17 protein-coding genes are annotated in these 13,762 nt (G+C 62.3%); 13 read left to right on the forward strand and 4 right to left on the reverse strand.

Annotated features, from left to right (window positions below):
* The first annotated feature begins 13 nt into the window (after window positions 1–13).
* Window positions 14–373, forward strand: coding sequence for a hypothetical protein (locus NTD85_RS06280; RefSeq protein WP_262141718.1), 360 nt, complete (start codon window positions 14–16; stop codon window positions 371–373).
* A gap of 110 nt (window positions 374–483) precedes the next feature.
* On the opposite strand, the gene trxA is transcribed toward NTD85_RS06280, so the two are convergent.
* The 3 genes from trxA to NTD85_RS06295 all read right to left on the reverse strand — a co-directional run bounded on the left by trxA (window position 484) and on the right by NTD85_RS06295 (window position 2,644).
* Entirely contained in the window at window positions 484–1,356 is an 873-nt protein-coding gene (gene trxA / locus NTD85_RS06285; RefSeq protein ID WP_262141719.1) for a thioredoxin, read from the reverse strand.
* A gap of 170 nt (window positions 1,357–1,526) precedes the next feature.
* Entirely contained in the window at window positions 1,527–2,183 is a 657-nt protein-coding gene (locus NTD85_RS06290) for a class I SAM-dependent methyltransferase (RefSeq protein ID WP_262141720.1), read from the reverse strand.
* Window positions 2,180–2,644: a YbaY family lipoprotein gene (locus NTD85_RS06295; protein WP_262141721.1), complete on the reverse strand. Its 465-nt coding sequence runs from the start codon at window positions 2,642–2,644 to the stop codon at window positions 2,180–2,182. Before NTD85_RS06295 ends, NTD85_RS06290 begins: the two co-directional genes overlap by 4 nt.
* Before the next feature lie 128 nt (window positions 2,645–2,772).
* Here NTD85_RS06295 and nrdR point away from each other — a divergent pair, with 128 nt between their 5' ends.
* The 12 genes from nrdR to NTD85_RS06355 all read left to right on the forward strand — a co-directional run bounded on the left by nrdR (window position 2,773) and on the right by NTD85_RS06355 (window position 11,738).
* Entirely contained in the window at window positions 2,773–3,237 is a 465-nt protein-coding gene (nrdR, locus tag NTD85_RS06300; RefSeq protein ID WP_003228656.1) for a transcriptional regulator NrdR, read from the forward strand.
* Complete coding sequence (gene ribD, locus NTD85_RS06305) at window positions 3,234–4,367, forward strand: bifunctional diaminohydroxyphosphoribosylaminopyrimidine deaminase/5-amino-6-(5-phosphoribosylamino)uracil reductase RibD (RefSeq protein ID WP_262141722.1); 1,134 nt, start codon at window positions 3,234–3,236, stop codon at window positions 4,365–4,367. The genes nrdR and ribD overlap by 4 nt, the downstream gene beginning before the upstream one ends.
* A gap of 47 nt (window positions 4,368–4,414) precedes the next feature.
* Window positions 4,415–5,077 (forward strand): riboflavin synthase, encoded by a 663-nt coding sequence (locus NTD85_RS06310; RefSeq protein WP_103367225.1) that lies wholly within the window; start codon window positions 4,415–4,417, stop codon window positions 5,075–5,077.
* 16 nt (window positions 5,078–5,093) lie between these two features.
* The gene (gene ribBA / locus NTD85_RS06315) at window positions 5,094–6,185 is read left to right on the forward strand and encodes a bifunctional 3,4-dihydroxy-2-butanone-4-phosphate synthase/GTP cyclohydrolase II (RefSeq protein ID WP_003228650.1); all 1,092 of its coding nucleotides are present in this window, start codon (window positions 5,094–5,096) and stop codon (window positions 6,183–6,185) included.
* Between the two features lie 234 nt (window positions 6,186–6,419).
* Window positions 6,420–6,896, forward strand: coding sequence for a 6,7-dimethyl-8-ribityllumazine synthase (ribE, locus tag NTD85_RS06320; protein ID WP_003228649.1), 477 nt, complete (start codon window positions 6,420–6,422; stop codon window positions 6,894–6,896).
* Window positions 6,893–7,393 carry a transcription antitermination factor NusB gene (gene nusB, locus NTD85_RS06325; protein WP_003228643.1) on the forward strand — a complete coding sequence of 167 codons (501 nt, stop codon included), beginning with the start codon at window positions 6,893–6,895 and terminating at the stop codon, window positions 7,391–7,393. The genes ribE and nusB overlap by 4 nt, the downstream gene beginning before the upstream one ends.
* An 18-nt stretch (window positions 7,394–7,411) precedes the next feature.
* Window positions 7,412–8,377 carry a thiamine-phosphate kinase gene (gene thiL / locus NTD85_RS06330; protein WP_202370624.1) on the forward strand — a complete coding sequence of 322 codons (966 nt, stop codon included), beginning with the start codon at window positions 7,412–7,414 and terminating at the stop codon, window positions 8,375–8,377.
* Window positions 8,374–8,877 (forward strand): phosphatidylglycerophosphatase A, encoded by a 504-nt coding sequence (locus NTD85_RS06335; protein ID WP_003228639.1) that lies wholly within the window; start codon window positions 8,374–8,376, stop codon window positions 8,875–8,877. Before thiL ends, NTD85_RS06335 begins: the two co-directional genes overlap by 4 nt.
* Window positions 8,878–8,911: 34 nt before the next feature.
* Window positions 8,912–9,649, forward strand: a complete 738-nt coding sequence (locus NTD85_RS06340) for a substrate-binding periplasmic protein (protein WP_201136459.1) — start codon at window positions 8,912–8,914, stop codon at window positions 9,647–9,649.
* A gap of 255 nt (window positions 9,650–9,904) precedes the next feature.
* Entirely contained in the window at window positions 9,905–10,522 is a 618-nt protein-coding gene (gene ribA, locus NTD85_RS06345; RefSeq protein ID WP_003228637.1) for a GTP cyclohydrolase II, read from the forward strand.
* Window positions 10,519–10,938: a hypothetical protein gene (locus NTD85_RS06350; protein ID WP_007968175.1), complete on the forward strand. Its 420-nt coding sequence runs from the start codon at window positions 10,519–10,521 to the stop codon at window positions 10,936–10,938. Before ribA ends, NTD85_RS06350 begins: the two co-directional genes overlap by 4 nt.
* Window positions 10,938–11,738: a cobalamin-binding protein gene (locus NTD85_RS06355; protein WP_262141724.1), complete on the forward strand. Its 801-nt coding sequence runs from the start codon at window positions 10,938–10,940 to the stop codon at window positions 11,736–11,738. Before NTD85_RS06350 ends, NTD85_RS06355 begins: the two co-directional genes overlap by 1 nt.
* Window positions 11,739–11,849: 111 nt before the next feature.
* Here NTD85_RS06355 and NTD85_RS06360 read toward each other — a convergent pair whose 3' ends face one another.
* Entirely contained in the window at window positions 11,850–13,733 is a 1,884-nt protein-coding gene (locus NTD85_RS06360) for a TonB-dependent receptor domain-containing protein (protein WP_262141726.1), read from the reverse strand.
* Window positions 13,734–13,762 lie beyond the last annotated feature (29 nt).

Genomic DNA, 13,762 nt, shown 5'->3' on the forward strand with positions numbered 1-13,762 from the left:
AGGAGCGAAGCAGATGTTGCGGATACGCGGAACCGTCGGCGCGATGCCGGTGGATTTGACGGTGGAGCTGGATGACAGCGATTGGGCAAAGCTTGGCGCAGCCCTTGGCGCGCAGTCGCAGGGCGATCAGCCTGAAGCGGCATTGAGCGCGCCGGCAGCGAAACCGCTGAACCAGGACGATGCGTTGTGGCAGGTCGCGCAGGATCTGTTGCGCCAGGCCAGGCAACTCAGCGGGCCGGATCTTCTGGAGCAGCTTGAGGGCCTGACCGGCAGCGCGGCCGCAGGCAAACGCCTGCTGGTGCGCTTGCGCCACAGTTCAAAGGTGAAAGTGGCGAGCGGCGGCGATACGCCGCTCTACAGCTGGGTCGAGTGAGCCGCAAAGGATCGCAGCCTGCGGCAGCTCCTACAGGTTCAGCGTTCATCCGCAAATACGGGTGAACACGATCGAATGTAGGAGCTGCCGAAGGCTGCGATCTTTTGATCTTAATAAAGCGCAGCGAATACTTTACGGCGGTAAGCGGTCACCAGCGGGTGATCGTTGCCCAGCAGTTCGAACACCTGCAGCAACGTCTTGTGCGGCAGACCCTCGCCATAGCTGCGGTTACGGATGAACAGCTTGAGCAAGGCTTCCAGCGCCGCTTCGTATTGCTGACGCGCCAGTTGCTGGATCGCCAGTTGATACACCGCTTCGTCGTCCTGCGGATCTTTGGCCAGGCGCGCCTTGAGGTCGGCAGCATCCGGCAGATCACGGGCAAGTCCCAGGAATTTGATCTGCGCCTTGGCCCCGGCCAGTGCAGCCTTGTGCTCATCGCTCTTGACCGCGTCGAGCACGGTTTGCGCTTCGCCCAGTTCGCCGCGTTCGGTCAGGCAGCGGGCGTAGAGGATCAGCGCCTTGGCGTTGCTGTTGTCTTCGGTGAGCATCACCACCAGCGCCGCTTCCGCGTCAGCGTAACGACCGTCGTCGAACAGCGCCTGCGCCTGTTCGAACGGATCGGCGGCGGCCGGCGGCGGCATCTGCACATGCGGCTCAAGCAAGGCGCGTACGGCGGATTCCGGTTGCGCACCGGCAAAACCGTCGACTGGCTGACCGTCCTTGAACAGCACCACAGTCGGCAGGCTGCGGATACCGAAGCGGGCCACGATGTCCTGCTCGATGTCGCAGTTGACCTTGGCCAGCAGCAGTTCGCCCTGATAGCTCTCGGCAATGCCTTGCAGCATCGGCATCAACGCCTTGCACGGCGCACACCACTCGGCCCAGAAATCCACCAGCACCGGTTTGTTGAAGGAAGCTTCGATCACCGACTGGTCGAAATCGGCAGTCGTGGCGTCGAAGATGTACGGCGTTTGCTGACTCATGGGGGATCTCGTAAAAGCGTGGATGGGGCAACTATACGGCTTGGCGGGGTGTGGCCGGAAGCGGGGGCAGGTTTAGAGATGTGTTGCCTGATAGGACGCCTTCGCGAGCAAGCTCGCTCCCACATTTGGAATGCGTTACCCCTGTGGGAGCGAGCCTGCTCGCGAAGCTTTTAGCCACGCCGCGCATGGTAAAGGCTGACATGTCTGAACTCTTCCGGCTCCGCCAGATCCGGCAAGGTCATCGCCTCAAGCATTTCGATCCGCTCATACAACGGATGACGAAAATCCCGGACCCGTGAGTCCGCCACCAGCGCCTCGCGGCCACGGCTGAGAAACGCATCGAGCAGCGGCAGGTTCTCGCGGTCGTAGAGCACATCCGCCACCAGAATCAGATCAAAACGATCAGCCTCGGCAATGAAGTCCGTCGAATAACTCATCTGCACATCATTGAGTTCGGCGTTGGCCCGGCACGCAGCAATCGCCAGCGGATCAAGATCGCAAGCCACCACCTCCAACGCCCCGGCCTTCACCGCCGCAATCGCGGCGATCCCGGAGCCGGCGCCGAAATCCAGTACCCGCTTGCCGCGCACCCACTCGGGAAACTCCGCCAGATAACGCGCCACCGCCAGGCCGCTGGCCCAGCAGAAACTCCAATACGGCGGTTCGTGGAGGATGCGCCGGGTTTCGTCCGGACTGAATTCGCGATCCATGTTGTCGCCGTCGATCAGCCACAGCTGCAAATCGGTACCCGGCAATGCACAGGCCTTGAGCCGGGCATCACCGAGCAATTCACCTAACGCCAGTTGCAGGTCGAGCGGTGGCGTCATGGTGCTTTGACAAATTGAAGCTGGCCCAGCGCCTGAGTGATCGGCTGGGTAATGGGTTGCGACGGCAGATGCAGGATCAACTGGCCGGACTGCGTGGCGCGGCCGCGCAGCTCAACCCGCGCGCCGGCGGGGAATGCTTCGGGGTTGAAACGCAGACGGAACGGCAACGCCTGGTTATTGCCTATCAGCGTGGAACTGGCGAGCAACTGTTGCGGGCGGGACTTATCGTCGATCACCAGCAACGCCAGTTCGACTTCGGCCCCGGCCGGCACGCCTTGCAGAGTGCCGCTCAGTTCCCGTTGATAAGCCGGCAGCGGACCGAGGTCAGCCGCTTCCCGGGCTTTTTTCTGCGCCTGCTGTGGCGCCGGGCCCGGCGTTGGCGGCTGCGGCTTGGGTTTATCGCTGCCACAGGCCACCAGCAGGGCGAAAAGACTGAGCAAAACGAGCGGTCGTAGCGGCATGGGCTGCTCCAGCAAAATGAAATCCATGGATCAAATGATCATGCCCGTCTGTATACCGCAAACCCTATGGCTTGTCTTGCCACCGGGATGCGCTACCATGGCCCTCCCTTTTTTTGTTGCCAGCCACCATGCACTGTCCCTTCTGCGGTGCCAACGACACCAAGGTCATCGACTCGCGTCTGGTCGCCGAGGGCGAACAGGTGCGCCGCCGGCGTGAATGCCTGGCCTGCGGCGAACGTTTCACGACATTCGAGACGGCCGAACTGGTGTTGCCGCGCCTGATCAAAACCGACGGCAGCCGCCAACCGTTCGACGAAGAAAAGCTCCGCGCCGGCATGCAACGCGCCCTGGAGAAACGTCCGGTGAGCGTCGAGCGCCTCGAATCCTCTCTGGTTCACATCAAGCACAAGCTGCGCGCCACCGGCGAGCGCGAGGTCAAATCCCTCGTGGTCGGCGAACTGGTGATGGCCGAGCTGCAAAAGCTCGATGAAGTGGCCTACATTCGTTTCGCTTCGGTGTACCGGCGCTTCCAGGATCTCAATGAGTTCCGCGAAGAGATCGACCGCCTCGCCCGCGAACCGGTGAAAGAATGACCAGCGCCGCCGAGCAGGCGATCCTCGACGCCCACTTCATGGCGCGCGCGCTGCAACTGGCGCGCAAGGGCCACTACACCACCCACCCCAATCCACGGGTTGGCTGCGTGATCGTGCGTGACGGGCAGATTGTCGGCGAAGGCTTTCACGAGCGCGCCGGCGAACCCCACGCCGAGGTTCACGCCCTGCGCGCTGCCGGTGAACTGGCCCGCGGCGCCACGGCTTACGTGACCCTTGAGCCGTGCAGCCACCATGGCCGCACACCGCCGTGCGCCGATGCGCTGGTGACTGCCGGGGTGGCTCGGGTGGTCGCCGCGATGCGCGATCCGAATCCGCAGGTCGCCGGGCGTGGCTTGCAGCGTCTGACCGATGCCGGGATCGCCACCGAAAGCGGCGTGCTCGAAGCCGAGGCGCGCCAGCTCAATCAAGGTTTCCTGAAACGCATGGAACACGGCTTGCCGTTCGTGCGGGTCAAGATGGCGATGAGCCTCGACGGCCGCACGGCGATGGACAGCGGCGAGAGCCAATGGATCACCGGCCCGGCCGCGCGTTCCGCTGTGCAGCGTTTGCGCGCGCAGGCGGCCGTGGTGCTGACTGGCGCCGACACCGTACTGGCTGACGGCGCACGCCTGACCGTACGCGCCGACGAACTGGGTCTGGATGCCGAACAAACCGCACGGGCCATGAGCCGTCCGCCGCTGCGGGTGCTGATCGACGGGCGCCTGCGGGTGCCGCTGGACGCGCCGTTCTTCAAGGCCGGCCCGGCGCTGGTCGCGACGTGCATGGCGGTCGAAGAGCAATACGCCAATGGCCCGGAATGCCTGATCGTGCCGGGTGACGACGGTCAGGTCGATCTGCATCAACTGCTGATCGAACTGGCCAACCGTGGCGTCAACGAAGTGCTGGTCGAGGCCGGTCCGCGTCTGGCTGGCGCGTTCGCGCAGCTCGGTCTGGTCGATGAGTTCGTGATCTTCATTGCCGGCAAGTTTCTCGGATCCACGGCGCGGCCGTTGCTGGACTGGCCGCTGGCCTATATGAAGGACGCTCCCGAGCTGAAAATCACTGAAATCCGCGCGGTTGGCGATGACTGGCGAGTCACTGCGACGCCAGTCGTTTCGGCGAGCGTATAATTCCCGGCCATCGCGTTAGCGCTGGCTTCGTTCTCAAGGAGAACCCCATGTTTACCGGCATCATCGAATCCATCGGCAGTATTCGCGCACTGACCCCAAAGGGCGGTGATGTGCGGGTGCATGTCGAAACCGGCAAGCTCGACCTGAGCGACGTCAAACTCGGCGACAGCATCGCCGTCAACGGCGTGTGCCTGACGGCGGTTGAGCTGCCGGGCAACGGCTTTGCCGCCGACGTCAGCCGCGAAACCCTCGACTGCACCGCCATGAATGACCTGAAAAGCGGCAGCCCGGTCAATCTGGAAAAAGCCCTGACCCCGACCACCCGTCTCGGCGGTCATCTGGTCAGCGGTCACGTCGACGGTGTCGGCGAAGTGGTGTCACGCAGCGACAATGCCCGCGCCGTGGAATTTCGCATTCGCGCGCCGAAAGAACTGGCCAAGTACATCGCCCATAAAGGTTCGATCACCGTCGACGGCACCAGCCTGACCGTGAACGCGGTCGATGGCGCCGAATTCATGCTGACGATCATTCCGCACACCCTGAGCGAAACCATCATGGCTTCCTACAAGCCGGGCCGCCGGGTGAACCTGGAAGTCGATTTGCTGGCGCGTTATCTGGAGCGCCTGCTCCTCGGCGACAAGGCTGCTGAGCCAAGCGCTGGCGGTATTACTGAAAGCTTTCTGGCCGCCAACGGCTACCTCAAATCCTGACTGAAGGGGGTGCCTTGTGGCGCTCAATAGCATCGAAGAACTGGTTGAAGACATCCGCCAAGGCAAGATGGTCATCCTCATGGATGACGAAGACCGCGAGAACGAAGGCGACCTGATCATGGCCGCCGAATGCTGCAAGGCCGAACACATCAACTTCATGGCCAAGCACGCCCGCGGCCTGATCTGCATGCCGATGAGCCGCGAGCGCTGCGAACTGTTGAAGCTGCCACTGATGGCGCCACGCAACGGTTCCGGTTTCGGCACCAAGTTCACCGTATCGATCGAAGCCGCCGAAGGCGTCACCACCGGTATCTCCGCCGCCGACCGTGCGCGCACCGTGCAAGCGGCTGCGGCGAAAGACGCCAAGGCGGAAGACATCGTCAGCCCGGGGCACATCTTCCCGCTGATGGCTCAGGCCGGTGGCACCCTGGCTCGCGCCGGTCACACTGAAGCTGCCTGCGACCTGGCGCGCATGGCCGGTTTCGAACCAAGCGGCGTGATCTGCGAAGTGATGAACGACGACGGCACCATGTCCCGTCGCGCCGAACTGGAAGCGTTTGCCGCCGAACACAACATCAAGATCGGCACCATCGCCGACCTGATTCACTACCGGATGATCCACGAACGTACCGTTCAGCGGATTGCCGAACAGCCGCTGGACAGCGAACTGGGCCAATTCAACCTGGTGACCTATCGTGATTCGGTGGAAGGCGATGTGCATATGGCCCTGACTCTGGGCACGGTTTGCGCCGAAGAGCCGACCCTGGTTCGCGTGCATAACATGGATCCGCTGCGCGACCTGCTGATGGTCAAGCAACCGGGCCGCTGGAGCCTGCGCGCCGCGATGGCTGCGGTCGCCGAGGCCGGCAGCGGTGTGGTGCTGTTGCTCGGTCACCCGCTCGACGGCGACGTGCTGCTGGCGCATATCCGCGAAACCGGTGAGCAGGCGGCGGTGAAAAAACCGACCACCTACAGCATCGTCGGTGCCGGTTCGCAGATCCTGCGTGACCTCGGCGTACGCAAAATGCGCTTGATGTCTGCGCCAATGAAATTTAATGCGATATCCGGTTTCGATCTGGAAGTTGTAGAATACGTGCCCTCCGAATAATGACCCGGTGAATTCGGCATTGTTGACGTAGAACGATTGTGGCGAGGGAGCTTGCTCCCGCTTGGGTGCGCAGCGCCCACGAAAGGGGGGCGCTACGCTGCCCAGCGGGAGCAAGCTCCCTCGCCACAGGTTCGTCATCGAACAGCAATGCGGTGTTTCCGGTCATGAATTTGTGGCTAATATCACTGAGGGATGCGTACGAAACGCGTCCCGGCTCTTTAAGAGATCTGACGAATGACCCTGAAGACCATCGAAGGTACCTTCATCGCCCCTAAAGGCCGCTACGCTCTGGTAGTGGGCCGTTTCAACAGCTTCGTGGTTGAAAGCCTGGTCAGCGGTGCAGTTGATGCCCTGGTTCGCCACGGCGTGAGCGAAAGCGACATCACCATCATCCGCGCACCTGGCGCCTTCGAAATCCCGCTGGTTGCGCAGAAAGTCGCTCAGAAAGGCGAGTTCGCAGCCATCATCGCCCTCGGCGCGGTCATTCGTGGCGGCACTCCGCACTTCGAATACGTGGCTGGCGAATGCACCAAGGGCCTGGCACAAGTGTCCATGGAGTTCGGCGTACCGGTCGCGTTCGGCGTCCTGACCGTTGATTCCATCGAGCAAGCCATCGAACGTTCCGGCACCAAGGCCGGCAACAAAGGTGCTGAAGCTGCCCTGTCCGCTCTGGAAATGGTCAGCCTGCTGGCGCAGTTGGAGGCCAAGTGATTAGCGACGATAGCGATCGTTTCAACCCGCGCGATCCGAAACCTGCGGATGCCGGCAAGCCATCGAAAAGCGTCAAGCGTCGCGAAGCCCGTCAGCTCGCGACTCAGGCTCTGTATCAATGGCACATGGCCAAGGCTTCGCTGAACGAAATCGAAGCGCAGTTCCGCGTTGATAACGATTTCACCGATGTCGATGGCGCGTATTTCCGTGAAATCCTCCACGGGGTTCCGGCGAGCCGCACCGAAATCGACACCGCGCTCAAGCCGTGCCTGGACATCGAAATCGAAGAGCTGGATCCGGTTGAACTGGCGGTTCTGCGCCTGTCTACCTGGGAACTGCTCAAGCGCGTCGACGTGCCGTACCGCGTGGTGATCAACGAAGGTATCGAGCTGGCGAAAGTCTTCGGTTCGACCGATGGCCACAAGTTCGTCAACGGTGTACTCGACAAGCTGGCTCCGCGCCTGCGTGAAGCTGAAGTCAAGGCGTTCAAGCGCTGATCAGCGCTTGATATCGCAATGGGCGAGTTTGAGCTGATCCGCAATTTCTTCGCCGCCGCGCCTTGTGCGCAGGGCGGCGAGGGCGTTGCCTTGGGGATCGGCGACGACTGCGCCTTGCTGGCGGTTCCCCCCGGGGAGCAGTTGGCGATTTCCACCGATACGCTGGTGGCCGGCGTGCACTTCGCCGATCCCTGCGATCCGTTTCTGCTCGGTCAGCGCTCGCTGGCCGTTGCGGTCAGCGACCTGGCCGCCATGGGCGCCACGCCCGTTGCCTTTACCCTTGCCCTGACTGTGCCGACGGTGACCGCCGATTGGCTGCAAGCCTATGCCCGCGGTTTGAACCGCATGGCGCAGAGCTGCGGCGTCGCGCTGGTTGGCGGCGACACCACCCGTGGGCCGTTAAGCCTGACCGTCACCGTGTTCGGTCGCGTTCCGGCCGGGCAGGCCTTGACCCGCAGCGGCGCACAACCGGGCGACCTGCTTTGTGTTGGCGGCGAACTGGGTAATGCCGCCGGTGCCTTGCCGCTGGTGCTTGGCCAGCGTGAAGCCGACACTGATATTGCCGAGCCGCTGCTCAGTCATTACTGGGCGCCGCAACCGCAACTCGGGCTTGGTCAGGCCTTGCGCGGCAAGGCCACCTCGGCCCTGGATATCTCCGATGGCCTACTTGCCGATTGCGGCCATATCGCTCTGGCTTCGCAGGTGCGGCTTGAGGTTGAACGCGAGCGCGTACCGTTGTCCGATGCTTTAGTGGCGTTTCTCGGCCAGCGTGGTGCCGAGCGAGCAGCGTTGAGCGGCGGCGATGACTATGTGCTGGCCTTCACGCTACCGTCCGTCGAGTTGCCGGCACTGCTGGCCGATGGTTGGCCGATCCATGTGATCGGGCGGGTCGCGCAGGGCCAGGGTGTGGTGCTGCTGGATCGCGAAGGACACGACATCACCCCGCAAATCCGGGGTTATCAACATTTTCAGGAGACACCGTGACAGATCACCCGAAACAGGTTCCGGCCGAATTCGTTCCGCCGTCGGTCTGGCGCAATCCCTGGCATTTCCTCGCGTTCGGCTTCGGCTCCGGCACCTTGCCGAAAGCGCCGGGCACGTGGGGTTCGTTAGTTGCGCTACCCTTTATTCCGTTGTGGCAGATGTTGCCCGACTGGGGTTACTGGCTGATGCTCGGGATCACCATGCTGTTCGGCTTCTGGCTGTGCGGCAAGGTCGCCGACGATCTGCGGGTACACGACCACGAAGGCATCGTCTGGGACGAAATGGTCGGGATGTGGATCACCCTGTGGCTGGTGCCGGAAGGCTGGTACTGGTTGCTCGCGGGGTTCCTGATGTTCCGCTTCTTCGACATTCTCAAGCCATGGCCGATCCGCTGGATCGATCGGCATGTCCATGGCGGCGTCGGCATCATGCTCGACGACGTGCTGGCCGGCGTGTTCGCCTGGCTGGCGATGCAGGGACTGGTGTGGATTTTCGCCTGATCCGGATTGTCAGGGTTAAGTGGGGAGACTAAGGATGGTTAGTCGCTGGCTGGCGCTGGTGTTTTTTACCTTGCTGGGCACTGTCGCCAGTGCGCAGGAAGCTGCGCCGACGCCCGCGGTCATCCATCTGGCCAGCGAAGACTGGGAAGACTACACCGCCGCTGACGGTCACGGCCTGGGCTGGGACGTGCTGCGCAAGGTCTTCGAACCGGCCGGGGTGCAACTCGACATCCGCACCGAGCCTTACACGCGCTCCGTGGGTCTGGCCCAGCGCGGCGAAGTCGATGCCTGTGTCGGCTCGTATAAAAACGAGGCCAGCGACCTGCTATATCCGCGCTGGAATTTCGACACCGACCACATTTACGCCCTGGGCCTGGCGAGCAATCCTTCACCGACCCCGGACACTCTCGGCAGCTATCGCCTGGCCTGGGTGCGCGGCTATGACTATCAGGATTATTTGCCCAATGTGCATAACTTTAACGAAGTCATGCGACGTACCGGGATCCTGTCGATGCTCACCCACAACCGCGCTGACTATTACATCGATGCGCAGACCGAAATCGATTACGTGGTTGGCCGGGCCAAGGATCCGACGCAGTTTCGCAAGACCCATATCGCCGAATTGCCGCTGTACCTGTGCTTCGCCGATACGCCGCAAGCGCGCACGCTGATGGCGCTCTTCGACAGGCGCATGGAGCAGTTGGTGAAGAGCGGCGAGCTGAAGCCGATTTTCGAGCAGTGGAAGCAGCCGTATCCGTTTGATACGCCCTGATTGCGAATCTTGTGCCCAACACTGTGCCCCCTGTGGGAGCGGGCTTGCTCGCGAATACGGTGGTTCCGCCAGCCTATTGCCGACTGACACGACGCCTTCGCGAGCAAGCCCTCTCCCACAGGGGGGCCAGGCAAGTCGGGTGTTATCAAACTTTTTGATCGTTATGCCCGATAATTCAGCCTAAGCGCCTGCCGGAACCTGCTGTTACAATGCCGGCCTGCGAATCTTCAGACTTTTTAGATCAGGAGCACACAGGTGCCTGTCGTTTTTGTCGCCGCTTGCAAGCTGCCAACGCCTTTTGCGCAATTCACCATGCACGGTTTTCTCGATGAAGCCACCGGCCGCGAGCACGTTGTGCTGAGCCTGGGTGAAATTGACGACGGTGCCCCGGTCCTTGGCCGGTTGCATTCCGAGTGCCTGACCGGTGACGCCCTGTTCAGCCAGCGCTGCGACTGCGGTTCGCAACTCGAAGCGGCGCTCAAGGCCATCGCCCGCGAAGGCCGTGGCGTGCTGCTGTACCTGCGCCAGGAAGGTCGTGGCATCGGTCTGCTGAACAAGATCCGCGCCTACGAGTTGCAGGACGGCGGCGCCGACACCGTGGAAGCCAACGAGCGTCTGGGTTTCGCCGCCGACCAGCGTGACTACGCGATGTGCCTGCCGATGCTCGAGCACCTGGGCGTGAAGTCGCTGCGCCTGATGACCAACAACCCGCGCAAGGTCAAAGCCCTGACCGACATGGGCATCGTCGTCGCCGAACGCGTGCCGCTGCACACCGGCCATAATCCGCACAACAAGCTCTATCTGGCGACCAAGGCCAGCAAGCTCGACCACATGATGGGCAACGAGCATCAGGGCGAGGTCGACCGCGCGTGACCCGAGGTCAGGTGCGCCGCCGTCTGGCGGTCGATTGGTGGAAGTATCTGGCGTTGGCGCTGCTGCCGCTGTTCGTGCTCAACGCACTGTTCGGCCAATATGAAGCGTTTCTGCCGGTACTGACCATGCCGATGTTCATTGCCGGCGTGGCCTCGATGTTTGTCAGTCTGAAGTTTTTTGGTGGCTACAAACACGCACTGATCGCCACCCAGAAAGCCCTCGATACGCCTGCCGAGCCGGCGGCCTGGATCGCGCTCGCGGCCCGTCGTCGTGTCGCGTTCCTCGCTGCATCGCTTCCGGCGTGGATCGGTGCGCTGGCCGTGTTCGTCGGCCTCGAAGCCGTACCGCTGATGCTGCTGGCGCTGTCCACGGCCGTGCTGTTCTACCTCTATCGCATCCCGCGTCAACTCGGCTGATGCGCCGTCTGTGGCTGGCGGTTCTGCTGCTGGCCGTCGCCGGCCAGGCGCTGGCGAGCCTGCGGGTGGTCAGCCTCGCGCCTTCGCTGTCGGAAATTGTCGTTGAGCTGGACTCGGCCGATCTGCTGGTTGGCGTGCTCGATGCCGGCGAGCGTCCTGCCGCGCTCAAGGATGTCCCGTCAGTGGGCCGCTACGGTCAGCTGGACATGGAGCGTCTGCTCAGTTTGAAGCCTGATTTGTTGCTGTTGTGGCCCGGCAGTGTCGGCCCGGCGCAACGCGATCAACTCAAACGCCTGAACATCCCGACCTACGTCGCCGAACCGCACAATCTCGAACAGCTTTCTGCACAGATCGAAGCCATTGCCGCGCAACTCGGCCGGCCTGAACGTGGGGTGACACTGGCGGCGGATCTGCGCCAGAAACTCGATGACCTGCGCCAACGCTATCGCCGGGAGACGCCGCTGACCGTGTTCTATCAAGTCTGGGATAAGCCGCTGTATACCGTCGGTGGCGGGCAGATCATCAGCGATGCGCTTGAGGTATGCGGCGCGCGCAATGTGTTTGCCGATCTGAGTTTGCCGGCGCCGCAGGTGAGTATCGAAGCGGTGTTGCAGCGCGATCCCGCGGTGATTCTGGCCGGTGATCAGGCCCAGCTTGATGCCTGGAAAGCCTGGCCGCAGGTAGCAGCAGTGAAGCAGGGGAAACTACTGTTGGTTACCGATAAAGGCCTTGAGCGCCCGAGTGGGCAGATGATCGAGGCAACCGCCAAACTCTGCCATCTGATTGCGCCTGACCGCTGAGACCGAGGTGAATTCTTCGCGAGCAAGCCCGCTCCCACATTTGGAATGCGTTCCCCCTGTGGGAGCGGGCTTGCTCGCGAAGAGGCCAGTCGAAGCAGCACAAATTCTGGATCAGAGCTCCGGCGTCCAGGTGACGCCAAACACCCACGCCCGACCTTCCTCGCGATAGCCAAACTGGCTGCCGTCATAGCTGTAGAGCGCGCGGCTATAGCCTTTATCGAACAGGTTCTCGACCTTCATATCCAGTTTGATCTCACGGTTCAGTGCCCAACTGCTGCGCAATCCGATCAAGCCGTAGCCGCCCAGTGACTGGGTGTTGTCCTTGTCGTCGTAGCTACTGCTTACCGCCTGCCAACTGGCGCCCAGACCCAGTCGGTCAAACTGTCGATCCAGATCCCAACTCATCGTGCGCCGTGCGCGGCGGGCCAAGGTGTGCCCGGTATCGCGATCACGCGGATCGATGATCGCCACACCGAGATTGCTCTGCCAGCCGAACAGCTCCTGCTTCAATGCCGCTTCGAAACCGTTGATCCGTGCCGAGGCCACGTTCTCCGGGCGTGAGTTGCTGCCGAAGATGATCGCGTCTTCCAGGTCGGTGCGATAAATCGAAGTTTCCAGGCGACTGGAATCGCTCAACTGGCTACGCCATTGCAACTCGTAGCTTTTCGAGGTTTCCGGTTTCAGGTTCGGGTTGCTGAAATCCGGGTAGTACAGGTCGTTGAAGGTTGGCGCGCGGAAGCCTTCGCTGTAGCTCAGCAGCAGATCGTTGTCCGGGTTCAGCGGCAGCGTAAAGGTGCCGCTCCAGGTGTTCTGGCTGCCGAACTGCTGGTTGTCGTCGTGGCGCAGGCCCAGCTCTGTGGAGAAGCTGTCGGCCTGATAGCGATGCTGGATGAACGCGGCGCGGTTCCAGCGGCTGTCCTCGTCGAACGCGGTGCTGCTGTTGACCCGGTCTTCGTACCAGTCGCCGCCGAGGATCAGGCTGTTGCGCGCATCCAGAGTCAGGTCGTTCTGCCAGTTCACCGAGTCGCGATAAGTGTTGAACACCGTGCGTTCGTCGCTGAGTTTGTCGAGGGTCTTTTCGCGGTTTTCGGTGTGACCGAATTCGACGCGGGTTTTCCAGATTTCGTTGACCCGGGCATCGACGTAGCTGCTGACACTGCTGACGTTGAAGTCGCTGTAGGGCTGCTGTTGCACCGACTCGAAAGTGGTCGTATCGAAGCGGCCGAACGGGTTGTCGAACTCGCTCTTGCCGCGGTTATCCAGCAGGTTGGCGCCGACTTCGATGTCATCGGTCAGCGCATGGCTGAGACTCAGGCTGACGGATTGATTGCGGTAGGCATCGTGATCGCTGTCGCTGGGGTAGGACTCGTGCGTACGGTCGATACCGGCAGTCTCGTCGAGGCTGGCACCCAGGTTGAAGCGGGTTTTCTCGTCGCCACCCGACAGGCCGAGACTGCGTTCCCAGGTCTGGTTGCTGCCGAAACCGACGTGCAAGCGAGGCTGTAAACCTTGCTCGTTACCGCGCCGGGTGAAGATCTGGATCACCCCGCCAATCGCATCGCTGCCGTAAATCACCGAACGCGAACCGCGCAGCACTTCCACACGTTCGATCTGGTCGATGTTCAGATGCTGCAGGTTGCTGTCGCCGGAGGTCGAACTGCCGATGCGCTGACCGTCGACCAGCACCAGACTCTGCGCAGATTGCGTGCCGCGAATGTAGATCCCCGGCAGACTGCCGCGCCCACCGGCCTGCGCCACCTGCACGCCCGGCACCCGCTGCAGCAGGTCGGTGACGCTGCCCGGTTGCAGGCGGTCGATGTCTTCGCGGGTGAACACGGTGTTGGCGGCGCTGCTGTCGTTGCGCGCTTCGACCTGGCGGTTGGCGCTGATCAGCGTGTCGGGCAGCTTCAGGGCCTGATCGCGTTCGAAGCTGTCGGCGAGGGCATTGGCGGTGGGAAGCAGGAAGAAGGGCAGGGCGAGGCGCGAGAGGTTCATCGGTGTTCCAGTGGATATTTCTGATGTAC

This window comes from Pseudomonas sp. 13B_3.2_Bac1 (genome assembly GCF_025466205.1).
GTDB lineage: Bacteria > Pseudomonadota > Gammaproteobacteria > Pseudomonadales > Pseudomonadaceae > Aquipseudomonas > Aquipseudomonas fluorescens_H.

Excerpts from the sequence above, each read along its gene's own strand:
- NTD85_RS06280 (WP_262141718.1), top strand. The coding sequence starts at position 14 with ATGTTGCGGATACGCGGAACCGTCGGCGCGATGCCGGTGGATTTGACG.
- trxA (WP_262141719.1), bottom strand. The coding sequence starts at position 1,356 with ATGAGTCAGCAAACGCCGTACATCTTCGACGCCACGACTGCCGATTTC.
- NTD85_RS06290 (WP_262141720.1), bottom strand. The coding sequence starts at position 2,183 with ATGACGCCACCGCTCGACCTGCAACTGGCGTTAGGTGAATTGCTCGGT.
- NTD85_RS06295 (WP_262141721.1), bottom strand. The coding sequence starts at position 2,644 with ATGCCGCTACGACCGCTCGTTTTGCTCAGTCTTTTCGCCCTGCTGGTG.
- nrdR (WP_003228656.1), top strand. The coding sequence starts at position 2,773 with ATGCACTGTCCCTTCTGCGGTGCCAACGACACCAAGGTCATCGACTCG.
- ribD (WP_262141722.1), top strand. The coding sequence starts at position 3,234 with ATGACCAGCGCCGCCGAGCAGGCGATCCTCGACGCCCACTTCATGGCG.
- NTD85_RS06310 (WP_103367225.1), top strand. The coding sequence starts at position 4,415 with ATGTTTACCGGCATCATCGAATCCATCGGCAGTATTCGCGCACTGACC.
- ribE (WP_003228649.1), top strand. The coding sequence starts at position 6,420 with ATGACCCTGAAGACCATCGAAGGTACCTTCATCGCCCCTAAAGGCCGC.
- thiL (WP_202370624.1), top strand. The coding sequence starts at position 7,412 with ATGGGCGAGTTTGAGCTGATCCGCAATTTCTTCGCCGCCGCGCCTTGT.
- NTD85_RS06340 (WP_201136459.1), top strand. The coding sequence starts at position 8,912 with ATGGTTAGTCGCTGGCTGGCGCTGGTGTTTTTTACCTTGCTGGGCACT.
- NTD85_RS06355 (WP_262141724.1), top strand. The coding sequence starts at position 10,938 with ATGCGCCGTCTGTGGCTGGCGGTTCTGCTGCTGGCCGTCGCCGGCCAG.
- NTD85_RS06360 (WP_262141726.1), bottom strand. The coding sequence starts at position 13,733 with ATGAACCTCTCGCGCCTCGCCCTGCCCTTCTTCCTGCTTCCCACCGCC.